Raw genomic sequence first — 23,188 nt, forward strand, 5'->3', positions numbered from 1 at the left:
GGGAGATAGAAATGAAAGCGAAAGGAAAGGTTTTTCTAGTGGGAGCGGGACCCGGTGACCCCAAACTTTTAACGATTAAAGGCTTAGAAGCAATTCAAGGCGCAGAAGTCATCGTCTATGATCGATTAGTTAATCCTGAACTGATCGGTTATGCAAACCGTAACGTCGAGCTCATATATTGCGGTAAGCTGCCTAATCAACATACGATTCCACAGGAGCATATTAACGAGATATTAGTCCTTCAAGCTAAACGAGGAAAACAAGTCGTCCGCCTGAAAGGAGGCGACCCATGCATGTTTGGGCGTGGCGGGGAAGAAGCTGAGTATTGTGCTGCTCATCAGGTTGAGTTTGAATTTATACCGGGAATTACGTCAGGGATTTCTGCTCCGATGTTTGCTGGAATCCCGGTGACACATAGGGATTATAGTTCGTCGGTGACGTTTGTTACAGGCCATAAGCGATCAGATAAAAGTGGAGAAGCAATGAACTGGCGGCACCTTGCAACGGGTTCGGATACACTTGTATTTTATATGGGGCTGTCCAATCTTTCATTGATATGCGAAAATCTAATGACTTACGGGCGCTCACCTAACACCCCAATCGCTTTAGTTGAACAAGGAACGACGAAAAGGCAACGAACACTCGTTGGCGACCTAGCTAACATTGTTGAAAAAGCCGCTAATGCCCAAATAAAATCCCCTGCAATTATTATTGTCGGCGATGTCGTCCAGTTAAGGAACAAGCTTGCATGGTATGAAGAAATTCAAGCTGATTCCATCTCGAATTGGCAAGAAGTAAATATTGGATAATTTTGGTTTTATAAAGGCACACAGCTATCCGTGTGTCTTTTTGTATGAGCTTGAAAGTATAAAATTCCAAGATGTCTAGCTTAGGTGCCATCGGCTATAGGTCGCTTCGGAACATCAAACGTGTCTAAAGAGCAAGACACTTATTACAGGACCTCCAGCGCTTGTCCTCTATAAGAAGCACCTTACGCTTTCCTATATCTAGCTTCAGCCCCCTGGGAAACCTCAATCACCACCTTGCGATAAGTCAACATCGGCTCACTAGCGCACACCGTGTTTCCTTAATCTGATACAGTGGCTCCAGTCCGAACGTGGCGCTTAGGCTTTATCTTGTTTCTATGAAACATTTAAACATTTGATTTATGTCATATAAAGAACGGACAAGTCATAAGATAGAGTAAAAAAGTGGGACGAGACTAGAAGAGGATGTTCAAAAAGTCCGGGAAAAATCTCCGTCAGTAGTGATCTTCGACTAAGCCCCCCACGTCCTGTGGGAACGTCGAAGTCACCACATCCTGTGGAATGTCGTTGGTTTGTTGCTGTGTTCCTCACGTATGAATAGCATACGCTGTGGTACTCGCAACTTCATCGCCTCGAACTTCTTGGATCTTTTTGTCCTCCTTTTTGAACACGCACTAGAAGAATTTGTCGTGAAAAGGATGGGGTATGTGATGTCTAAACGAATTGATAAAATTAGGAGACAAATAGAGTCTAGAAGAAGAGAGGCTCAAGGGAAAGGGGCTCGAAAAGAACGAGAACGTTCAGCACCGCTTTTTTATGATCGCCATACCGAATCGAGAGATGAACCAGACTTTTACGTTTTTCAAGAAGAAAAAAAGAAAACGGCCATAGAAGAAAAGTGGAAACAAAAAGATTGGTTTTTAATGAGATCACTCATCGCTGTTGTTTTATTTTTACTTGTTGCCATCATGTTCAATAGTAGTATGCCCCAGCTTGAAAGTGCGAGGCAAGTCGTCAAGCAGTCTTATGAGCAGGAATTTCAGTTTGCAGCTATTGCTGATTGGTATGAAAATCAATTCGGCCGTCCGCTAGCCCTTTTACCGATGTCTATGGACGTAGCACTTGAAGATACAGAAGAAGCACCTCCAGTCGCCTATGCTGTACCTGCAACTGGACAGATCCGTGAAGACTTTCAACAAAATGGTACAGGGATATTAGTAGAAACCGAAATCGGTGCGAATGTTGAAGCGGTGAAGTCGGGTCTTGTTATTTTTGTAGGTGAAGAAGAGAGACTAGGTCGTACCGTTGCCATTCAGCATTATGACGGGGGGCAATCATGGTATGGAATGTTAGAGACCGTCGATGTAAAGTTGTATGATCATATTGAGGCTGGAAAACCGGTTGGTAGAGTTTCAGCTAGTGAAGGAGCAGAAAAAGGAATATATTATCTTTCCATTAAAGAAGGCGAAGACTATATTGATCCAAACGATGTGATTAGCTTTGAATAATTCGCTTCTTTCAAAAATAAAAATTAATCCTCTATTTTGGTTCGTGCTCGGAATGGGGATCATTACAGGCTATTTTAAAGAAGTCATCATGGTGTTTTTGATCGTGTTTATTCATGAGATGGGACATGTATTTGCTGCAAAATGGTTTAAGTGGAGGATTTCAAAAATAGAGTTGCTTCCATTCGGAGGTGTGGCTGAAATGAATGAGAGTTCAAATCGACCGTTTCGCGAGGAGTTGATTGTCATTGTTTCCGGCCCAACCCAACACCTCTGGATGATTGGAGCATCTTTTCTTTTGGTCCAAACACCGCTTTGGTCAACGGCAGATCATCAACTTTTTGTTTGGCATAATTTAATGATACTCGGATTTAATTTATTACCGATATGGCCATTGGACGGCGGACGTATATTACATTTAGCCTGTACGTATAAGCTTCCTTATAAGCAAGGACAGAAGTTAACATTATTACTATCTACAACAGGTATTGTCATCATTGGAATGATCAGTCTGAAATTATTTCCTTTTCATTTAAATCTTTGGGTCGTTCTGTCCTTTTTATGTATTGCCAACTATCTAGAATGGAAACAGCGGCATTATATCTTTATGCGGTTTCTGTTGGATCGTTTTTACTTAGAAGAACGTCATTTAAAGCGATATTCGCTGCAAGTGCACCAAAATATGAAAGTCCGTCAAGTATTGGAGCAGTTTCGGCGTGGACACAAACATACGATTACCATTGACCGAAATCATTGCGTCTCAGAGAAAATGTTATTAGATGCTTATTTTAATCAAAAAGCGTTTGACCGAAAGTTAAAGGAAGTGTTTATTTCTTAAGGGTGAAACGGAAGGCAGCTAGAAGATAGTGAGTAGTGGTTATATCGATATGAGGAGCATTTTTTCAATTAAATTGATACTTTTAAGCTAAATAAGTACAAAATAAAAGCAGACGAAGTGAAATCGTCTGCTTATTTTATATGTTGTCTCAGTTACCATGCTGGTATGTAAGAACAGGCTGTTTAAACGTAAATTGTAGTTTTTCTTTTAAGTCGGATATTGAAAAAGGCTTTTGTAAGTAAGAAGTAAAGGTTGCGTATTCGCTAAGTTGATGATTGAAAACTCCAGTACTAGTTACAATAACACGAACAGGTTTATCGAGCTTCTCTCGGACGATTTGACACAATTTAAAAGTTTCAATATCAGCTAATTGATCACTGACGATGAGAAAATCAAGATCGTCTGGCAGCGCTCGAAGGAAATCAGGACTATTATCAAAGTGAACAACTTCATAACCAAGCTTTTCAATATGATAGGTTATCAACATTGCATGAGCCGGCTCATCTTCAACCAAATAAATAAACGGTTTCCTACCCATAATTCCTCCCGCAATATGAAAAAATGTATATTTATTTATCTATTTATTATTTATATTAACTCTTTGTAAAAAATATAGCAATTTCTTTATTAAAAAATTTACAATTAAAAATAGAAAAACGTCGAACCGTGTTAATCTCTTAACTTATTTATTAGTTAAGTTTGAATTTTTGATTTTGTCCTAGAACAAGTTTTTTTCTTGTCAGAAGAACAGAGTGAGAAAAAAAGTGAAGAAGTCAGGACAAAATAGGAGTAACGAGTTTTCACTTTAGTGAAGATTACAGTACAATAGGAAGATATAAATTGAAGTTGGTGATGGCAGTTGTATCGTATTTATTTCAATATGGCAACAAGAGAACGGCGAGCAGCCATTCTTGAAAAGGATAAAGTAGTTGAGTTACTAATTGAACGTTCTGTTGAAAAGCGAATTGTCGGGAATGTATACAAAGGCCGTGTGGTAAACGTCCTTCCAGGAATGCAGGCTGCTTTTGTAGACATTGGGCGTGATAAAAATGCATTTTTATACCGAGATGATTTACTGTCGTTTCAGCAGTTAGCTTTATCAGATGAAGAAAAAAAGAAGAAGAATATTAGTGAGTTCGTTAAAAAAGGAGAGGAACTTCTCGTACAAGTAACAAAGGAAGGGTTTGGTACAAAAGGTCCTCGATTATCGGGTGTTGTTTCGTTTCCAGGTAAGTTTGTCGTCTATATGCCAAATGGAAATTACATTGGAGTTTCCCGGAAAATTCGTTCAGAAGAAGAAAGAACGAGATTGCAAAAGTTAGGAGAAGAGCTGACTGAGAATGAGGAAGGCTTAATTATCCGTACCGTTTGCGAAGGGGCGACAACAGAAGAGATTGAAGAAGACATCCGTATTTTACGAGGATTTTGGGAAGACACTTGGAAGGAAAAGAAAGAGGACAAGCCGCCAGCTCTTATACACCAGGATACCGGTTTAATCGAACGTATTTTTCGTGATTTTTCATTGGATCTTGTAGATGCAGTGTACATAGATAACTTTTATGATTACAAACGGATGGTTGATCTTCTCGGGGAGCAAAGAAAAGATAAGCTCCATTTTTACCAAGGGAAAGAAAATATTTTTTCTTCCTTTGGTATTGATAAAGAACTAGACAAAGCGATGAGACAACAAGTTTGGCTCAAAAATGGCGCTTATCTCATGATCGATCGAACAGAAGCGTTAACGGTAATTGACGTGAACACTGGGAAGTTCATTGGAAAAAACGACTTACAAGATACGATTAAGCGCACAAATATAGAAGCTTCAAAAGAAATTGCAAGACAGCTGAGACTTCGAGATATTTCAGGGATTATTATTATTGATTTTATCGATATGAAGTTAGAGCAAGATCAAATTGATGTTTTAAACTTTTTTAAAAATGCCTTGGAAAAAGACCGTACGAAGACGAATGTTCTTGGATTAACAGGACTTGGTCTCGTCGAGATGACGCGAAAAAAGATCAGGCAAAATCTACAAGACAGCCTGTCGAAAGTCTGTCCTACGTGTAAAGGCAAAGGATCTGTACTTTCAGATGAAGCTCAAGCTTTTCATGTTGAGCGGCTATTATGGGAATACCGCGGGATGGATCATGAGGCACTCGTCCTAGAATTACCACCGCATGTCTCTCATGTTTTACGTGGAAAAAAAGATGAGCATTTGAAGCGTTTGGAAGAGGCGCTTCATTATCGTATTCTTATTTTTGAAAACCGAGGAATGACTGAACAACAATATGAAATCCCGTTTATGGGCAGCCTGGAAGATGCGAAGAATAAGCTGGAACGGTTAAGGAAAGAGGATTGACTTTTAGTTTTTAAATATGGTATTATATTTTTTGTTAGTTATTTGGATCGCACCCAAAAAGCTACAACCGCACAGAACAGGTTTTAAAAGTTATTCCATTAGCTACCTGCAAATGGCGAGTCTTAGAATTCAAGGAGGTGCAAGTACATGTACGCAATTATTGAAACAGGCGGAAAGCAAATTAAAGTACAAGAAGGTCAAGAGGTTTACATCGAGAAGTTAAACACTGAAGATGAGCAAGTGACTTTCGATAAAGTACTATTTGTTGGTGGTAACGACGTTAAAGTTGGAGCTCCATTTGTTGAAGGTGCTTCAGTAACGGCTAAAGTTGAAAAACACGGTCGTGCTAAGAAGATCACTGTTTACAAATACAAAGCTAAGAAAAACTACCGTCGTAAGCAAGGTCATCGTCAACCTTACACAAAAGTTGTTATTGAAAAAATCAACGCGTAATAGGTGTATCGATGATTACAGTTCAAATAGAACGTAATGAAAAGCGACACATACATTCATTTACGATGAGTGGCCATGCAGAGGCTGGTCCTTATGGTCAGGACATCGTTTGTGCAGGTGCTTCTGCCGTTTCTTTTGGAGCGATCAATGCAATCGCAGAGCTTTGTCAAGTGGAACCTCATATTGACTTAGAAGGCGACGGTGGCTTTCTCCGCTGTACGGTTCCAGATGGACTAGACGTACAAACCTATGAGAAAGTACAACTTCTTTTAGAAGGTATGGTCGTTGCCTTACGCTCAATTGAAGCAGAATACAGCAAGCATATTACAATCCAAAATCAGGGGAGGTGAATTCAATGTTAAAAATGAACCTTCAATTTTTCGCAAGTAAAAAAGGGGTAGGTAGTACAAAGAACGGTCGTGACTCTATCTCTAAGCGTCTAGGTACTAAACGTGCTGACGGTCAAACTGTAACAGGCGGTTCAATTCTAGTACGTCAACGTGGAACTCGCATTTACCCAGGTGTAAACGTAGGTAGAGGTGGAGATGACACATTATTCGCGAAAGTAGACGGCGTGGTTAAATTCGAGCGCGTTGGTCGTGATCGCAAACAAGTAAGTGTATACCCAGCAGCACAATAATGCTGTTACTAAAACCCGTTGAACTCATTTGAGTTCAGCGGGTTTTTCTGTTTTCGCGGTGGACATAAAAGGTCGAGGGGTGTAGTGGTGAGTGGTGGTGGAGAAAATTAGGAGAGGGCGTGAACGAAAGAGAAAGGATCGTGAGCACTGGAGGAAAAAATTAGGAGGGAGCGTGAACGAAAGGGAATAAATCGTGAGCACTAGAGGAAAAAACTAGGGAAAAGCGTGAACGAAAGGGAAAGAAACGTAAGCGCTAGAGGAAGAAAATAGGAGAAAGCGTGAACGAAAGGGAATGGATCGTGAGCACTGGAGGAAAAAATTAGGAGGCAACGTGAACGAAAGGGAAAGAAACGTGAGCGGTAGAGGAAGAAAATAGGAGAAAGTGTGAACGAAAGGGAAAGAAACGTAAGCGCTAGAGGAAGAAAATAGGAGAAAGCGTGAACGAAAGAGAGAGAATTGTGAGCGTTGTAGGAAAAAATTAGGGGAAAGCGTGAACGAAAGAGAGAAAATCGTGAGCGGTAGAGGAAGAAAATAGGAGAAAGCGTGAACGAAAGAGAACGACTCGTGAGCGCTAGAGGAAAAAAATAGGCGAAAACGTGAACAAAAGAGAGTGAATCGTGAGGACTAGAGGAAAAAACTAGGAGGAAACGTGAACGCAAGGGAAAAAATCGTGAGCGCTAAAGTAAAATAATAGTAGAGAATGTGAACGAAGGCCAAGGAATGTGCGTGATAACGCTAAGATAACCCATACAGTAACCAACGATAAGTCAATCATAATCGGCTGCTCTTTCCTTTAAACATAGTATGATGACTTTCCTTGTCTCATAAGTTTGAAATGTCTCGTGAGAATTTTTCTAATAGAATAAGTTGGGACGATGTTACACCAGTCGTAAATTGCTGTTGTGGTGAAACGATGATCAGGAAAAAGCAACGCATATTCCTCAATGCAACGTAAAACGGCAGCTGAAGTTTTTTCATGAAAGCCACATTGCTGACAAATTAATATTGAATGATTAAATTCATTAATAAATGTTGAGCACTTTTTACATGGTATTCCTTTTTTTAGTTGCTCATAATTATACTGTGGAAGCCTGTTATATGGGGAATTTTTTAGATGAATAGATACCAATTCGTTTGATAATTTATGATGAATATCCTTAATCTTTTTTTTTGACCTTATGTCGTCTAAATTATTAATAAAGCGCTGGATTTGTGTCGGGAAGATAATAGGGAATTGTAGCGGTGCATGATAGAGGAAAAAGTTTGGATTAACGAAAACTAGTTGTGATTTAACAGTGGATGTAATAGATGAAAAACCTAAATGATGGAGTAATTGAAGAAACATCGTTTCAGTTCGTTTTAGTTGGAGTAGGGGGTTTTTAACTTCGCGTTTAATTTCCGTTGTTGTTAATGGATACCACTTTTCTCCTTCGATATAGTAGTCACCATCATAATTTTTAACTTCAATTAAGAAGATGCTGTCACCGGTGATCAGTAGAGAGTCAATTTGAAATATCGTATGGTTATGTTTAAATAATAAATCATTAAGAATTAGTATGTCACTCCTTAAATTCCTTATTAAATAGTCAAACTGCAACTCTCCCTGAAAGCCTTTATCTAAACTGTGGTAATAACTTATATCGTTTTCAGATAACCTCATGCGTGACAATAAAACTCGCCACATTCTTAGTTCTAATGGTTCTTCTCGTGCTTTAATAATCATTTAAACCCTCCTAGTAAATTTACTAACTTCATTTTCATTTTAGAAAACATCCGATCCCAGGGCAAGAAAAAACTAGACTTAGTTTACAGTTAATATTCAGTACAATTAGAGTATTAATTTTCTTCTTTGCAGGAAATTAATGTATAAGAGGCTAATTACTTATACATGATGAAAAGTGGATAAAAGAGATGGGGGATCAAATGAAGTCTTTATCGCAAAAAGAAAAGATAATAATAGATGAACTTGTAGACCATCTCAAGCCTATAATGATTTATATTTTTGGTTCCTTTGCTAAAGGTACCCAAACTGAAAAAAGCGATATAGATATTGCCTTTTTATCAAAAATAAAGCTAACCCATTATGAGAGGTTTATGTTAGCTCAACAATTAGCAGATATTATGAAAAGAGAAGTGGACTTAGTTGATCTCGAGCAAGCATCCACTGTGTTTCAAGCGCAAATTGTAGGTTATGGAAAGTTAATTTATTGTTCTGATGAAAGAACACGGCAGGAATTTGAAATGCTTACGTTAAAAAAGTATGCTAAATTGAATGAAGAAAGAAAACCTATTATAGATCAAATAAAAGAGAGTGGAAGCGTATATGAATGATGACGTAATCATTAATAAAGTAACCGTCATTGAACGATGTTTAAAAAGAATTAATGAAGAGTATGCCAATAATCCAGAAAACTTGAAGAATTACACTAAACAAGATTCTATTATTCTTAACATACAAAGAGCATGTGAAGCATCAATTGATCTTGCTATGCATTTAATCGCTACAAAAAAGTTAGGCCTCCCCCAAACCAGCAGGGAAGCTTTTGACGTCTTGCATGAAAATAAAATCATTTGTGAGAGTTTAAATCAAAGAATGAAAGCAATGGTTGGGTTTAGGAATATAGCTGTCCACGATTATCAAAAAGTAAATTTAGCTATTTTAGAAAGTATCTTAAAGAATCACTTAACAGATTTTCAACAATATACAAAGTCGATCATACAGACTAAAGGAGAGTGAAGCAGGGTGAAGTTTACTGTACTTGGTTATTGGCATGGTTTTCCTGAAGCGGGGGAGGCATGTAGTGGATATTTACTTGAGAAAGATGATTTTCGATTACTAATTGATTGTGGAAGCGGGGTAGTGAGTCAACTTCAGAACTATTGCCCAATTGAGAAACTAGATGCATTAATTTTCTCACACTACCATCATGATCACTTTTCAGATATTGGTGTTCTCCAATATGCGCGTCTCATACATAATGCTTGGAAAGCTGAGGACAAAAAGCTCACTGTCTATGGACATTTACTTGATAAGGAGAAATATAATCAGCTATCTTATGAACCGCATGTCACCGCCATTCCTTATAATCCTGAAAAAGTCTTAAATGTAGGTCCTTTTACAATCACTTTTTTGAAAACCAAACATCCGTCCCCGTGCTTTGCCATGAAAATAACAGATGGTAATACGACGATTGTATATACAGCAGACACGAGTTATTTTCAAGAACTGCACCAGTTTGCTTTAGATTGTGATTTACTAATTGCCGAATGTAGCTTTTATGAACATCAAGATCCTACCGCAGCAGGACATATGAACAGCCGAGACGTCGGTTTACTTGCACAAAAAGCAAATACTAAAAAGCTGTTATTAACACATCTACCCCACTTCGGTGATCGTAATCAGTTAATCAAACAAGTAAAAGCCTACTATCAAGGCCCTGCAGAACTAGCTAAAACAGGCTGGGTATATGAAAATTAAATGAAGTCATAGAAAAAGGGTGGATTATAGGTTCCACCCTTTTTACATTATGAAAGCAATTAATCTGTTGTTTCAGATTCCTCAATTGGGATTTCATCCGTTTGATCTTCCGTGAAGTCCTCATTAACTTCCCCGCATGCTGCTAAAACACTAATTGCTAAAGCCCCAGACATTAAAGTAAGTAACCATTTTTTCATAATTATTCTCCCTCCGTTGAGTTGAGTGTCTTCCAACTAATTACTCATGAGACAGTGACATCGACATTGATCTCACATAAGCAATCGCTGATGTGTTATTGCCATCATACTAGAAAAAATCTGGAAATATAAGAGAGACATGTTTATTTTTAAATAATTACAAATCATCATATAGTTTCACATATTCTGGAATCTGTTATGGATAAAAAAAGTAGAAAATTGGCGTAATATCAACTGAAATTAATAATGTATTCACTTTAAAAATCTGTATATTAAAGAAATATTAAGTAAAATAACGTCTCCATATTTCAAATATTAATGATTGTTTATATTAGTTTAACGTTTTGTTAACGCCTCCTCATGAATTCCTTAATATTCAAATTTTATACTTGTAATCGAAATGAAACATAAGAAACACAAAAAACAAAAGTGTGATTTGGAGAAGGAGGAGCAATACGATGAAATTTAGAGGAAGAGTTTTATCCGTAGTTCTAGGGGCTTCAATTATGGCTTTAGCAGCATGTGGTGGGGGTAACTCATCAGAGCCGACAGCAAACGATGGCGGAACAACAGGAGGAGATAACTCAAACGAAACTCCAACAGAAGAAGTTGAAGAAGTCGAAGAGGCTGAGTTGCCATCAGGTACATTACAAATTCGTGGATCAGATACAATGGTTAACTTAGGACAGGCATTAGCAGAATATTACATGGATAATGTAAACGAAGGTGCAGGTCTTGCTGTAACTGGTGGAGGATCAGGAACTGGAATTACAGCATTAATTAACAATGATGTGGATATCGCTCAATCTTCACGCGCAATTAAAGAAGAAGAGATTGAGTTAGCAGCAGAAAATGGTGTAGATGTCCATGAGTTTGTTGTAGGGCAGGATGGAGTAGCAGTAGCAGTAAACCCAGAAAACCCAATTACAGAAATGACAATTGGTCAACTTAAAGATATCTTTACTGGAGTAGTTACAGATTGGTCTGAACTTGGATGGGAAGACGGTGGAGAAATTTCTGTATATTCACGTCAATCAAACTCAGGTACATATGTCTTCTTTAATGAAGTTGTAATGGATACGGAAGACTTTGGAGCTGGTGCGAAGTTTATGCCTGGTACTTCTGCAATTAAAGAAGCTATTGAACAAGAAGTAAATGCAATTGGTTATATTGGTGTTGGTTATGTCGATGATAACGTTACAGCACTTGAAGTTGCATTAGATGAGAACTCAGAGTATTTCTCTCCATTAGACAAAGCAAACGTTGCAAGTGGTGATTATCCAGTTGCTCGTCCACTATTCTTCTATACAAACGGTAGTCCTGAAGGTTTAGTATTACATTATTTAACTTGGGTCCTGCAAGATGCAGATGCAACAGCTCAAGTAGAAGCAACTGGCTTCTTTGAAATTGGTGCATACCAAGAAGATAATAAGAAAGTTTATTCTGATCTAGGTATCGATTGGTAATTAAATAATAAACCACATAGCTTAGGAATTGCCCAGCCAGGGTAATTCCTATAGTTATGATTGCTGCTAGAATACATGTCTATGAAAAGGTTTGGAGGGGAAACCGTGGGATTGCAAGCTGAGAAGACAACTGACAGTAAAAAATTAAATCAACTCAAACTCGTAACGAAAGAAAAATTAACACAGAAATCGTTCAAGTCCAATATTATGGATTATTTGGTTGAAAAAGCATTTTTCCTATTTGGAATGATGGCTATATTTATTTTAGCAATGATACTATTTTTCCTTCTAAGAGAAGGTTCAGGAGCTATTCGAGAAGTAGGATTAATGGAGTTTTTAACAGGTACTAGATGGTATCCTTCATCACCACAAGGAGCGGGTTATGGTGCACTTCCATTTATTATTGGTTCATTTATGGTGACACTAGGGGCACTAGCTATTGCTATTCCTTGGGGAATCTTTACTGCGATATTTATAGCAGAAATTGCCCCTAAAAGAGTTCGAGAATTTTTAAAGCCGGTTATTGAAATACTAGCAATTTTCCCGTCAGTTGTATTAGGATTTATTGCCTTAGTTATTTTATCACCAATCATTGCAAATATCTTTAATTTATCGAATGGCTTAACGGCTTTAACGGCATCAGTTATTCTTTCGGTTATGGCTCTTCCTACAATCATTAGTATTGCTGAAGACTCATTAAGAAGTGTCCCGAAAGACTATCGTGAAGCGGCATATGCTTTAGGTGCATCTAAATGGGAGACGATTAAGATCATTGTTGTACCTGCAGCAAAATCAGGAATAGTAGCAGGTTGCATGTTAGGTTTTGGTCGTGCAGTTGGAGAGACAATGACTGTTCTCATGGCAGCAGGAAATGCAATTGACATGCCTTTGCGTGAATTTTTTGGGGTTGTAGTACCTGACTTTCTAACTTCAGTTCGAACTCTAACTGCCAATATTGCGATTGAAGGATCGGATGTTGCGTGGGGAAGTCTTCATTATAGTGCATTGTTCGTCACTGCATTAATTCTATTTACGATTACATTTGTAGTGAACCTCGTTGCAGATATCTTAATTTCGAAGCAAAGGAGGAAACTACAAAATGACTAAACAAATGAAAGAAAAAGCATGGTTTACCATTTGCGGTTTCTTTGCTGCGATGACCATAGGGGCACTTCTTCTATTACTCTATTGGATTGTAAGTAATGGAGCACATGTTTTAAGTTGGACATTTATAACTGATCGACCTCGAAGTAATATGACAGAGGGCGGAATATGGCCGGCAATTGTAGGTACTTTCTATGTTGCATCACTGACTATATTAATTTCAGTTCCTGTTGGAGTAGGGGCTGCTATTTATTTGAATGAATATGCCAAACAAGGACCTATTGTACGAATGATCCGCATGAGTATTCGAAATCTTGCAGGTGTTCCATCAATTGTTTACGGACTATTTGGATTAGCTATTTTTGCATCTATGCTTAAATTAGGTACGGGTTTAATTACTGCTGCTATCACATTAGCAATTATGGTCTTACCATGGGTAATTACTGCTACAGAAGAAGCATTAAAGGCGGTGCCAACCTCTTTCCGTGAAGGTGGTTTAGCTCTAGGTGCAACAAAATGGCAAACGATTCGTCAACTTGTTCTTCCTTCAGCAATTCCTGGTATGGCAACAGGTTCTATTCTTGGTCTCGCACGAGCAGCTGGAGAAACAGCACCGATCATTTTGACAGGGGCTGCATACTTTATACCGGTATTACCCCAAAGCGTAACAGATCAATTTATGGCCCTGCCTTATCATTTATTTATTCTGGCAACGCAGCATGCACAAACGGCTGTAGTAAGACCAATCGCATACGGAACAGCACTTGTTTTAATTATTATGGTTGTTCTATTAAACTTATCAGCTATATTAATTAGAAACTATTACCGTAAGAAAAATGAACTATTATAAGTTTTTTTAGGGATGGAAGACAATTTTCTTCACATGAGTAAAAAATAAGGGAGGAAGAGAATATGGCAATTATAGAAACGGTACTGAAGACAAATGAAAATGATAATAAAAAGCCAGAGATTAAAGAAAATATCTTCGATGTTAAAGGTCTTAACTTATGGTATGGAAACGATCAAGCATTAAAGAATATTGACATGAAAATTCCTAAAAATGGTGTTACAGCAATTATCGGACCTTCAGGTTGTGGAAAGTCAACTTTCTTAAAAACTTTGAATCGGATGATTGAATTAGTACCAATTGTGAAAATTAGCGGGGAAGTAATCTATCATGATACGAATATTTTTGATCCATCCGTCAATCTAGTTGAATTACGTAGTGCCATTGGTATGGTTTTTCAGAAACCTAATCCATTTCCTAAATCAATATTTGATAATGTAGCATTTGGACCCCGTGTTCACGGACTAAAGAATAAGAAGAAACTTGCTGAGTTAGTTGAAAAAAGTTTAAGAGAAGCAGCACTTTGGAATGAAGTAAAAGACCGTTTGAATGATTCGGCCCTTGGTCTATCAGGAGGCCAACAACAACGTCTGTGTATCGCTCGCTGCTTAGCCGTTCAACCCGAAGTGATCTTAATGGATGAGCCTACTTCAGCTCTTGACCCGCGTTCTACAGCTAATATTGAAGAGTTAATACAATCATTAAAAGAAGAGTATTCCATTATCATCGTTACCCATAATATGCAGCAAGCGGCGCGTATTTCAGATAAAACAGCATTCTTCTTAAATGGTGATTTAGTAGAATTTGATGAAACGAATACGATCTTTACAAACCCGAACAATGAAAGTACAGAAAATTATATTACTGGTCGTTTCGGTTAAGAGGAGGTGCGTGTCTTTAATGATGAGGCACGCATTTATTGTGTAAGATTTTATAAAAAATTTACATTGATTATGTATAATAAATAAAAAAAGACACCACGACTGATTATTAGGGTGTTCGGGAGGGAAGAAAAGGTGAATGGGAATGACATCCTATTAATTTCTACTGATCAATCTCTCATCAAGACATTACGGTACCGACTTGAAGAAGTGGGATATGGTTTAGTGACTGCATCACACGATAAAGAAGCTGTTGAACTAATAAAAGTAAAGAAGCCAGTAACTATTATTTCAGAAATACATGCCCCAGAAATTGATGGAATTGATCTCTGTCGCCACATGCGTTATGAGGAAAAGAATTGGACACCAATTATTTTATTGTCAGATCATTTCCATGAGTTAGATGCCGTACTGGGCTTAGAACTTGGTGCAGATGCTTATTATGCAAAGCCAGTTCACTTCAAAAAGCTTGTAGCCAAAATAAAAGCCATTTTACGAAGAGCACAAGTAGGCTTAGGTGAAAGCAAGATTCCTGCTGAAGTGGTTTCCTATCAGAAGAAAAATCGTAAACTAACTATAGGAGACATTGATATATTTCCAGAGAGTTATACTGTATATTATAAAAAAGAACCAATTGAATTAACTCAAAAGGAATTTGAAATCTTTATGTTTTTGTATGAGTATCGTGGTAAGGCAGTGTCTCGAAAAAAATTATTAACTGCCATTCGAGGTTATGAGGAGACAGGCGACCATCGGATCATAGACGTATTTATTAATCGTATTCGCAGTAAAATAGAACCTTCCCATAGTGAAAAAAAGTACATTAAAACCGTTAGAAATGTTGGATACATGCTTCAGGACATGAGTTCGAAGGTTTTAAGTTTTGGTTGGGTTGTAATTATATGAGTTTAAAGGCTGTTGACTAGAAGTCAGCAGTTTTTTTATTTATTTTAGAAAAGAACAATTGGAACATTTTTAAAGAGGAGAACAAGAAAAATGTTGATTGGTCAGGCTTTTACCGTAAAAGTGTCGAAATGTAAATCGATTAAAAAGGTGATCTTTACAAAAGGTTTACAATTTATTCATATCAGGTTAATAGATTGAGAGTATTCTTAGAAACGTAGTAAGTAACACAAGCGCGCTGAGGAGGGATGGTAGAGGGTTTCCAAACAATTTAACCATTCTATCAATAATTAAAACTAATCAAAAAAACAATTAACTCTTAGGGGGAAATATTAATGAAATTTTTTAAACGTTCAGCTTTAACTTTAGGAATGGCTTCAATGATGCTTTTTGCTACAGCTTGTGGATCTAGTGGTTCAAATACTGAGACTGGTGGTTCATCATCTAATGATAGTAACAATAATGATGCAGAGCCTAAACAAGAGCAAGTAGATGAATTATCTGGTTCAGTACTAATTGATGGTTCAGGTACAGTTTATCCATTAATGGCTCGTCTTGCTGAAGAATTCATGTTAAATGAGCAAGAAAAAGTAAGTGTTGAAGTGAGCCGTGCTGGTACGAGTGCTGGTATGAAGAAATATGTAGTAGGTGAAACGGATCTTTCTAACGCATCTCGTGGAATTAAAGATGAAGAACTAGCAGAATTAGAAGCTAACAACATTGAGTCAAAAGAATTTAAAGTAGCATTAGATGGTTTAACAATGGTTATTCACCCGGAAAATGACTGGGCTGGAGAAATGACTGAAGAAGAAATTAAAACGATGTTCGTTACAGGAAACATCAAAGAAGATGATGTTGTAATGTGGTCAGACATTCGTTCTGAATGGCCTGAAGAGCAAATTAACTTCTACGGACCAAACGAAAACCACGGAACAAATGAATTCTTTGTAGATGTAATTATTGAAAAACAAGATTTAGTTAAAACAATTAACCTTCAACAAGAATATTCAACTCTAGTAAGTCTAGTTTCTGAAGATAAAAACGCAATTGCTTTCTTTGGTTATGGTTACTATGCGAACAACACTGACAAAATTAAAGCTGTAGCAGTTGACTTTGGTAACGGACCAGTAGCACCTTCTTTAGACACTATTAAAGAAGATGGTGAGTATGGACCATTCACACGTCCTGTATTTACAAACTTAAGCATTAATGCTGCTAAAGAAAAAGCTCAAGTAAAGGCTTTTGCTGAGTATATCTTTACTGCAGCTAACGACTTCGCTGGTGAGACTGGATTTGCTCCACTTCCAGAGGAAGAGTTAAAAGCTAACCTGGAATTTGTACAATCTATTAAATAATTTATGTAGGTTAAGTCCTTATTAAAGAAATATAAGATGAGGAGGAAAGCATCTCCTCATCTTATATCATTTAAAGATACGAAAGGGTTTATTTTCCTGAAATTGTTGAAACAAGGAATCGTTCGAAAGGGGACAGTTTTAAATGGCTGTTAGTGTTAAAGAGTTAATACAGAAAAATAATAAAACGATGAGTGTTAATAAGGTGACTGGAAAAGTTATTCCCGTTCTTCTTTTTGGGGCAGCACTTATTTCGATATTAACAACCGTAGGTATTGTCTTTACATTAATATATGAAACAACATTATTCTTCAAAGCTGTTTCATTTATCGAGTTTTTTACAAGTAAAGAATTAAGACCATTAAGTCCAGTTGAACCAAAATTTAGTATCTTGCCATTATTAGTCGGTACACTAATGAGTTCACTAATTGCGATGCTTGTAGCTATTCCAATCGGATTAACTACAGCCATTTTCTTAAGTGAATATGCTTCTGAAAATACAAGAAAAGTATTAAAACCACTTATTGAAGTTTTAGCAGGAATACCAACAATCGTTTATGGTTTCTTTGCATTTACATTTGTAACTCCACTTTTAAGAGAGTTCATCCCTGCATTACAGGCAACAAACGTTCTAAGCCCTGGTATTGTAATGGGAATTATGATTATTCCAATGGTAGCTTCATTATCGGAAGATGCTATGAACTCAGTCCCAAATGCTATGAGAGAAGGGGCATTAGCAATGGGATCAACTAAATTAGAAGTGACATTTCGTGTTGTTATCCCTGCTGCAATTTCTGGTATCGTAGCTTCGTTCGTACTAGGAATTTCACGTGCGATTGGAGAAACGATGATCGTTACTATTGCAAGCGGTAGTTCAAAAAATTTAACATTTGATATTACACAATCGATGCAGACTATGACAGCTTATATTGTAGAAGTCACAAGTGGTGATGCTGCGGCTGGAACCACAGCTTATTACAGCTTATACGCGGTAGCCATGACTCTTTTCGTATTCACGTTACTGATGAACTTGCTTGCAAGATACATCTCTCGCAAATATAGGGAGGTTTATTAAAATGAAGTATATAGATACTGAAATCGTTCAGAAGAAGATGAAATCGAGATTATTCTTAAACAACCTCCTTAAGTATTTGTTTTTATTATCGACATTATTTGGTCTAGTTGTTCTAGCCATCCTTTTATATCGTGTATTTGTAGAAAGTATCGGGTGGTTGAACTTTGAGTTCTTAACTAATAAGCTTTCTACCAGTGCAGAGCGAGCGGGTATTAAAGGAGCCATTGTCGGTACGTTATGGCTCATGTTGATTGTAGGTCCAGTGACAATGATACTCGGGGTAGGAACAGCTATTTATTTAGAGGAATATGCAAAAAAAGGCAAACTTTCTTCATTTATTCAGACCAACATTACCAACTTAGCAGGGGTACCATCTATAGTATTTGGTTTACTGGGTCTAACAGTATTTGTACGGACGTTTGGTTTTGGACCGAGCATTATTGCCGGTGGTTTAACGATGGCTTTACTCGTTTTACCAATTGTTGTTGTTGCTAGCCAAGAGGCGATCCGTTCTGTACCTTCATACCTCAGAGAAGCATCCTATGGGATGGGGGCTACGAAGTGGCAAACGATTAAGAACATCGTTTTACCATCTTCACTGCCAGGTATACTAACAGGAACGATCTTAGCCTTATCAAGAGCTATCGGTGAAACAGCACCGTTAGTTGTGATCGGAATACCAGCATTACTCATTCCAATTCCAGGTAGTATTTTTGACAGTTTTACTGCACTACCGATGCAAATCTATTATTGGACAATTGATGCAGTACTAGTAGACGAGTATGCAAATTTAGCTGCCGCTACCATTCTTGTTTTGTTAATCGTTTTGTTTATTATGAACTCGATCGCAATTATTATTCGAAACAAATTTCAGAATAGATACTGATTAATATGGGGGTATGTAAGATGTCATCTATTTCAATTTCAGTAGATTACAATAAGGTTAATAAAGAGGCAAAAAAAGGGGTTTCTCCTAAAGAAAATAAAAAGATCGTCTATCATACGAAAGACTTGAATCTTTGGTACGGCAAAGATCAAGCACTAAAGAATATTAATCTTCCAATTTATGAAAATGAAGTAACGGCTATCATTGGGCCTTCAGGTTGTGGGAAATCAACGTATATTAAGACATTAAACCGAATGGTTGAATTAGTTTCTTCAGTTAAGGTTTCTGGTGAAATATTATATAGAGATCGCAATATTCTTGACAGATCCTACGGTGTGGAAGAACTAAGAACACGTGTAGGAATGGTATTTCAAAAACCTAACCCATTTCCGAAGTCAATTTTTGAAAATGTGGCGTATGGTCCTAAAATTCACGGGATTAGGGATAAAAAAATCTTAAAAGAGATTGTTGAAAAAAGCTTGCGTGGAGCAGCGATCTGGGATGAGGTTAAAGATCGTCTTCATGAAAACGCGTATGGTTTATCTGGAGGTCAACAACAACGTATTTGTATTGCAAGATGTTTAGCCATCGAACCAGATGTTATTTTAATGGATGAACCGACGTCTGCCCTTGACCCCATTTCTACCCTTAAAGTTGAGGAGCTAGTACAACAACTGAAAAAAGAATATAGCATTGTAATTGTTACTCACAATATGCAGCAAGCTGCTCGTATTTCAGATAAAACGGCTTTCTTTTTAACGGGTGAGTTAGTAGAATATGACCAGACTAGTAAAATTTTCTCAAACCCTTCTGATAAGCGAACAGAGGACTACATTACTGGGCGCTTCGGATAAGGAAGTGAAGTGATTAAACATGATGATTAGAGGCAACTTTGAAACTGAACTTAGGGAAATCAAAACAAAAATACTTGAGATGGGTCAAGTCGTTGAAATGGCATTACAACATTCATTGGATGGATTTAGGACTAATGATCATGTAGTACTGGACACAGTTATACGAAATGATCAAAAGGTAAATCAATATGAGCTTCAAATTAATGAGAGTGTCACTCTACTTATAGCTAAACAGCAACCTGTAGCATCGGATTTACGTAAACTAATTGTTGCTCTAAAAATATCAAGTGACTTGGAAAGAATCGGAGATTTGGCCGTTGACATTGCGAAAGTTGGAAAACGTGTTAAACCTTCTGAGCTTGATATATACCGGGATCACTTAATTGCAATATCCGAACGTGCTACTGAGATGCTCTCAAGAGCAATTGCTGCTTATTACCATAGTGACGTATTAAAAGCGCAAAAAATTGCAACTCTTGATGATACAGTAGACCGTATGTATGCTGAATTTATTCAAAATTTGTTCCAGATACAAGATAGTCAGAATCATTTAGAGACAGCCATAAACTTGGCGTTCATTGGACGATATATTGAACGCATTGCTGACTATGCTACTAATTTAGCTGAATGTATTGTGTATGAAGTCAATGGGCAATATTTTGATTTGAATTGAACCACCAGAACAAAACTGTCGGCATGAAAGAAAACGATTCATATGAGTAATGAGTAGGGCAAGGTATTAGGAATAGATATGGAAGATGGAGCCTTTGAAAGTGTAGTTATCACTGAATTGGCTCCTTTTTCTTTTTACTGGAACTCTCCAAACTCCTACATAAAGAGGATTGCTGGAATGTTTCTGTATTAAATCCCGACGCATATAAGTGTTACAAAAATTGCAACAATAATGACAGGAGTTAAAAAAATTATTTACTCAGAATAAACAACCTTCATTGCCTTTCTATATAAGTAAATGAATGAATTGAAATTACCATCCAATATACTGTTGAATCATTTGATAAATAGCAATTAATAAACCTAACAAACTAGCTTTCATCTTAGATGGATGGTATTTTTCACTTCGAAACAAATAAAGGGAAATTAAAATAAATCCAAGTGGAACCCAGAGCTGAAAATAACCATCTTGTGATCCATGGGAATATATTGGTGTAATATGCGTACTAATTAAGAAGTATAAGAAAATTTTTAGACCACTTATTTCTGATTGTTTTTTCCACCGAACTAATAAATAAATGATGATAACGGTAATGACGGTTATGTAAAACGGTGGAAGAAGTAGATAGCTTTCTTCAAATAATTCAATCTCCATTAGTACAACGTCCTTTCGGAAAAAACTATTCTCTTTGAATTTACCACAATTTGGTGCACTGTAATTTAAAGAATTTATAAATAGGGTATGATTCAAAAAATGTAGGAAGAGAAGAATAATATTTAATAATTGACATGAGATACTTTTGTAACGGGGAATGTAAATGGTTGTTTCGGATAACGAATATATTCAGCTTTAGCAAAGGTTATATTCCTCGTGTTGGAAAAAGTAATAGAATAGCCAAACAGCTCTACACATAGGTATGGTTATTTTCATTCAATTTGACCCCTAATTAAAAAATTTTTCATACATACACATCCATCTGGAAACAATAGTAAAGCCCTTTTAAAATGAGCTATGTCAAGAACAAATTTTAATAATAAATAAACTTTACAAAAACTTTACATTAATTAATATTTACAATCTCTTAATAATTCCTTAGTATTGATGAGGGGTTCTTTTTGTAGAGAATTGTCGAAGGGGATATAATTACTTTGAAGGGATGATTTTCAGTTGGATTTACAAACAATACTCTTTGTGTTTTTCGGTGGTTTGGGTATCTTTTTATTCGGTATTAAATCAATGGGGGATGGACTTCAGAAAATTGCTGGAGATGGACTCAGAGATATCCTGGATCGCTTCACGACTAATCCAGTAATGGGTGTGTTTGCAGGGATATTTGTAACTGTTCTATTGCAAACCAGTTCAGGTACTACCGTATTAACCATTGGATTAGTAAATGCTGGCTTTATGACATTACAACAAGCCATAGGAGTCATCTTAGGAGCAAATATTGGTACGACGGTTACTGCTTTCATTATCGGTATTAAAATTACTGACTATGCACTACCAATTATAGCTTTAGGTGCATTTCTCATTTTCTTCTTTAAAAATCGAAAAGTAAATAATTATGGTCAAGTTGTTTTTGGTTTTGGTGCATTATTTTATGGTTTGAAATTAATGGGAGATGGCTTAAAGCCCATTCGTGATGTACAAGCATTTGCAGATTTAACGGTTAGTATGAGTGAAAACCCGTTATTAGGAGTACTAATTGGAACCATTTTTACAGTCGCAGTGCAAAGTTCATCCGCTTCAATTGGCTTGTTACAAACCCTTTATGCACAAGGTGCGATGGATTTAAATGCAGCTTTACCTGTATTATTTGGTGATAATATTGGTACAACAATCACAGCCATATTAGCAGCGATTGGTGCTTCAATTGCAGCAAAACGTGCAGCTGCAACCCATGTTATCTTTAACCTTATCGGTACTATTATTGTTTTAATTTTATTAGTACCATTTACTTATCTAGTAGAAACAATTCAAAGAGCATGGCAGCTTAACCCTGAAATGACAATCGCTTTTGCACACGGTATTTTCAACGTTTCGAATACTTTAATTCAATTACCGTTTATTGCAGTGCTAGCGTGGATTGTTGTAAAGCTCATCCCTGGAAAAGATTCAGCTGTAGAGTACAAAGCCGTTCACTTAGATGAAGCCTTTATTAGACAGTCTCCAGCGATTGCTTTAGGACAAGGACAAAAAGAGATATTGAGAATGGCTGAATTAGCTGAGAAAGGTCTTGAAGAGACTAGCTTATACTTGAAAACACATCAGAAGAAGCACGGGGAGCTAGTACCTCAGTTTGAAGATGCAATCAACAATTTAGATCGTAAAATTACAGATTATCTTGTTAAATTGTCGTCTCATTCTCTATCAGCGCAAGATTCAAAGCTCCATTCAACACTGATGAGTACGATTCGTGATCTTGAGCGAATTGGAGATCATATGGAAAATATAATGGAATTAGTTGACTATCAAATTACAAATAAAGTAAAGTTCTCTGACACAGCAATTAGTGACCTAGATGAAATGTTTGAGTTGACTCTATCTACTCTCAGACAGTCGATTAAAGCTTTGGAAACACATGACATTGAAGAAGCTAGAGCAGTATTGGAGAAAGAAGAACGAATAGATAAAATGGAACGTGATCTTCGTAAAAAGCATATTATTCGATTAAATGAAGGTGCCTGTACGGGTCAAGCTGGTATCGTGTATGTTGATATTGTAAGTAACCTAGAACGTATTGGGGACCATGCGGTAAATATTGCTGACGATGTTATCGGAGAAGACGAATAAAATATAAATTGAGGCTGGCAATATTTTTGCCAGCCTTTTTTATTTTCGACAGGAACTTACAACTTTTTAGCGAATAGTATACTATCAGCAGGAATGGGATAGGAGTTGTAAAAAAAT

25 protein-coding genes and 1 other annotated feature are annotated in these 23,188 nt (G+C 37.0%); of the genes, 21 read left to right on the forward strand and 4 right to left on the reverse strand.

What is annotated here, in order from left to right; translation table 11 throughout:
- Positions 1 to 11 precede the first annotated feature (11 nt).
- The 3 genes from cobA to N7Z68_RS03600 all read left to right on the forward strand — a co-directional run bounded on the left by cobA (position 12) and on the right by N7Z68_RS03600 (position 3,110).
- Positions 12 to 809 (forward strand): uroporphyrinogen-III C-methyltransferase, encoded by a 798-nt coding sequence (gene cobA / locus N7Z68_RS03590; RefSeq protein WP_275117086.1) that lies wholly within the window; start codon positions 12 to 14, stop codon positions 807 to 809.
- Positions 810 to 1,477: 668 nt separating this feature from the next.
- On the forward strand, positions 1,478 to 2,275 hold the full coding sequence (locus N7Z68_RS03595; protein WP_275117087.1) for a M23 family metallopeptidase: 798 nt from the start codon (positions 1,478 to 1,480) through the stop codon (positions 2,273 to 2,275).
- Between the two features lie 52 nt (positions 2,276 to 2,327).
- The gene (locus N7Z68_RS03600; protein ID WP_275117088.1) at positions 2,328 to 3,110 is read left to right on the forward strand and encodes a M50 family metallopeptidase; all 783 of its coding nucleotides are present in this window, start codon (positions 2,328 to 2,330) and stop codon (positions 3,108 to 3,110) included.
- Between the two features lie 148 nt (positions 3,111 to 3,258).
- Here the strand turns inward: N7Z68_RS03600 and N7Z68_RS03605 are convergent, their stop codons facing one another.
- Positions 3,259 to 3,648, reverse strand: a complete 390-nt coding sequence (locus N7Z68_RS03605) for a response regulator (protein WP_275117089.1) — start codon at positions 3,646 to 3,648, stop codon at positions 3,259 to 3,261.
- Positions 3,649 to 3,969: 321 nt separating this feature from the next.
- Between N7Z68_RS03605 and N7Z68_RS03610 the strand changes: the two genes are divergently transcribed.
- From N7Z68_RS03610 to rpmA, 4 genes are all read left to right on the forward strand, one after another.
- Complete coding sequence (locus N7Z68_RS03610; protein WP_275117090.1) at positions 3,970 to 5,469, forward strand: Rne/Rng family ribonuclease; 1,500 nt, start codon at positions 3,970 to 3,972, stop codon at positions 5,467 to 5,469.
- 55 nt (positions 5,470 to 5,524) lie between these two features.
- Positions 5,525 to 5,602, forward strand: a sequence feature (ribosomal protein L21 leader region).
- A gap of 14 nt (positions 5,603 to 5,616) precedes the next feature.
- Positions 5,617 to 5,922, forward strand: coding sequence for a 50S ribosomal protein L21 (gene rplU, locus N7Z68_RS03615; protein WP_216828788.1), 306 nt, complete (start codon positions 5,617 to 5,619; stop codon positions 5,920 to 5,922).
- Positions 5,923 to 5,933: 11 nt separating this feature from the next.
- Entirely contained in the window at positions 5,934 to 6,272 is a 339-nt protein-coding gene (locus tag N7Z68_RS03620; protein ID WP_275117091.1) for a ribosomal-processing cysteine protease Prp, read from the forward strand.
- 5 nt (positions 6,273 to 6,277) lie between these two features.
- Positions 6,278 to 6,562 carry a 50S ribosomal protein L27 gene (rpmA, locus tag N7Z68_RS03625; protein ID WP_275117092.1) on the forward strand — a complete coding sequence of 95 codons (285 nt, stop codon included), beginning with the start codon at positions 6,278 to 6,280 and terminating at the stop codon, positions 6,560 to 6,562.
- A gap of 793 nt (positions 6,563 to 7,355) precedes the next feature.
- Here rpmA and N7Z68_RS03630 read toward each other — a convergent pair.
- Positions 7,356 to 8,285, reverse strand: coding sequence for a nuclease-related domain-containing protein (locus N7Z68_RS03630; protein WP_275117093.1), 930 nt, complete (start codon positions 8,283 to 8,285; stop codon positions 7,356 to 7,358).
- 188 nt (positions 8,286 to 8,473) lie between these two features.
- On the opposite strand from N7Z68_RS03630, the gene mntA reads away from it, so the two are divergent.
- From mntA to N7Z68_RS03645, 3 genes are read left to right on the forward strand one after another with little or no spacing between them, the layout of a single operon-like run.
- Positions 8,474 to 8,893, forward strand: a complete 420-nt coding sequence (gene mntA, locus N7Z68_RS03635) for a type VII toxin-antitoxin system MntA family adenylyltransferase antitoxin (RefSeq protein ID WP_275117094.1) — start codon at positions 8,474 to 8,476, stop codon at positions 8,891 to 8,893.
- Complete coding sequence (gene hepT / locus N7Z68_RS03640; protein ID WP_275117095.1) at positions 8,886 to 9,299, forward strand: type VII toxin-antitoxin system HepT family RNase toxin; 414 nt, start codon at positions 8,886 to 8,888, stop codon at positions 9,297 to 9,299. The genes mntA and hepT overlap by 8 nt, the downstream gene beginning before the upstream one ends.
- A 6-nt stretch (positions 9,300 to 9,305) precedes the next feature.
- Positions 9,306 to 10,040, forward strand: a complete 735-nt coding sequence (locus N7Z68_RS03645) for an MBL fold metallo-hydrolase (RefSeq protein WP_275117096.1) — start codon at positions 9,306 to 9,308, stop codon at positions 10,038 to 10,040.
- Positions 10,041 to 10,099: 59 nt separating this feature from the next.
- Here the strand turns inward: N7Z68_RS03645 and N7Z68_RS03650 are convergent, their stop codons facing one another.
- The gene (locus N7Z68_RS03650; protein ID WP_275117097.1) at positions 10,100 to 10,237 is read right to left on the reverse strand and encodes a hypothetical protein; all 138 of its coding nucleotides are present in this window, start codon (positions 10,235 to 10,237) and stop codon (positions 10,100 to 10,102) included.
- Between the two features lie 458 nt (positions 10,238 to 10,695).
- Between N7Z68_RS03650 and N7Z68_RS03655 the strand changes: the two genes are divergently transcribed.
- From N7Z68_RS03655 to phoU, 10 genes are all read left to right on the forward strand, one after another.
- Entirely contained in the window at positions 10,696 to 11,703 is a 1,008-nt protein-coding gene (locus N7Z68_RS03655; protein ID WP_275117098.1) for a PstS family phosphate ABC transporter substrate-binding protein, read from the forward strand.
- A gap of 105 nt (positions 11,704 to 11,808) precedes the next feature.
- Positions 11,809 to 12,810, forward strand: a complete 1,002-nt coding sequence (pstC, locus tag N7Z68_RS03660) for a phosphate ABC transporter permease subunit PstC (protein ID WP_275117099.1) — start codon at positions 11,809 to 11,811, stop codon at positions 12,808 to 12,810.
- The gene (pstA, locus tag N7Z68_RS03665; RefSeq protein ID WP_275117100.1) at positions 12,803 to 13,657 is read left to right on the forward strand and encodes a phosphate ABC transporter permease PstA; all 855 of its coding nucleotides are present in this window, start codon (positions 12,803 to 12,805) and stop codon (positions 13,655 to 13,657) included. Before pstC (N7Z68_RS03660) ends, pstA (N7Z68_RS03665) begins: the two co-directional genes overlap by 8 nt.
- A 62-nt stretch (positions 13,658 to 13,719) precedes the next feature.
- Positions 13,720 to 14,535 carry a phosphate ABC transporter ATP-binding protein PstB gene (pstB, locus tag N7Z68_RS03670; protein WP_275117101.1) on the forward strand — a complete coding sequence of 272 codons (816 nt, stop codon included), beginning with the start codon at positions 13,720 to 13,722 and terminating at the stop codon, positions 14,533 to 14,535.
- A 135-nt stretch (positions 14,536 to 14,670) separates the two neighbouring features.
- Positions 14,671 to 15,441: a response regulator transcription factor gene (locus tag N7Z68_RS03675; protein ID WP_275117102.1), complete on the forward strand. Its 771-nt coding sequence runs from the start codon at positions 14,671 to 14,673 to the stop codon at positions 15,439 to 15,441.
- A 332-nt stretch (positions 15,442 to 15,773) separates the two neighbouring features.
- Entirely contained in the window at positions 15,774 to 16,793 is a 1,020-nt protein-coding gene (locus tag N7Z68_RS03680; RefSeq protein WP_275117103.1) for a PstS family phosphate ABC transporter substrate-binding protein, read from the forward strand.
- 142 nt (positions 16,794 to 16,935) lie between these two features.
- Entirely contained in the window at positions 16,936 to 17,865 is a 930-nt protein-coding gene (gene pstC, locus N7Z68_RS03685; RefSeq protein WP_275117104.1) for a phosphate ABC transporter permease subunit PstC, read from the forward strand.
- Between the two features lies 1 nt (position 17,866).
- A complete protein-coding gene (pstA, locus tag N7Z68_RS03690; protein ID WP_275117105.1) occupies positions 17,867 to 18,751 on the forward strand; it encodes a phosphate ABC transporter permease PstA in 885 nt (294 codons plus the stop codon).
- Positions 18,752 to 18,771: 20 nt separating this feature from the next.
- Entirely contained in the window at positions 18,772 to 19,605 is an 834-nt protein-coding gene (gene pstB, locus N7Z68_RS03695) for a phosphate ABC transporter ATP-binding protein PstB (RefSeq protein ID WP_275117106.1), read from the forward strand.
- A gap of 19 nt (positions 19,606 to 19,624) precedes the next feature.
- Positions 19,625 to 20,278: a phosphate signaling complex protein PhoU gene (phoU, locus tag N7Z68_RS03700; protein ID WP_275117107.1), complete on the forward strand. Its 654-nt coding sequence runs from the start codon at positions 19,625 to 19,627 to the stop codon at positions 20,276 to 20,278.
- A gap of 312 nt (positions 20,279 to 20,590) precedes the next feature.
- Here phoU and N7Z68_RS03705 read toward each other — a convergent pair whose 3' ends face one another.
- Positions 20,591 to 20,932, reverse strand: a complete 342-nt coding sequence (locus N7Z68_RS03705; protein ID WP_275117108.1) for a hypothetical protein — start codon at positions 20,930 to 20,932, stop codon at positions 20,591 to 20,593.
- Between the two features lie 513 nt (positions 20,933 to 21,445).
- Between N7Z68_RS03705 and N7Z68_RS03710 the strand changes: the two genes are divergently transcribed.
- Complete coding sequence (locus N7Z68_RS03710) at positions 21,446 to 23,071, forward strand: Na/Pi cotransporter family protein (protein WP_275117109.1); 1,626 nt, start codon at positions 21,446 to 21,448, stop codon at positions 23,069 to 23,071.
- Positions 23,072 to 23,188: the final 117 nt, after the last annotated feature.

Origin of the sequence: Alkalihalobacterium chitinilyticum (genome assembly GCF_029028005.1) — a bacterium.
GTDB lineage: Bacteria > Bacillota > Bacilli > Bacillales > Bacillaceae_F > Alkalihalobacterium > Alkalihalobacterium chitinilyticum.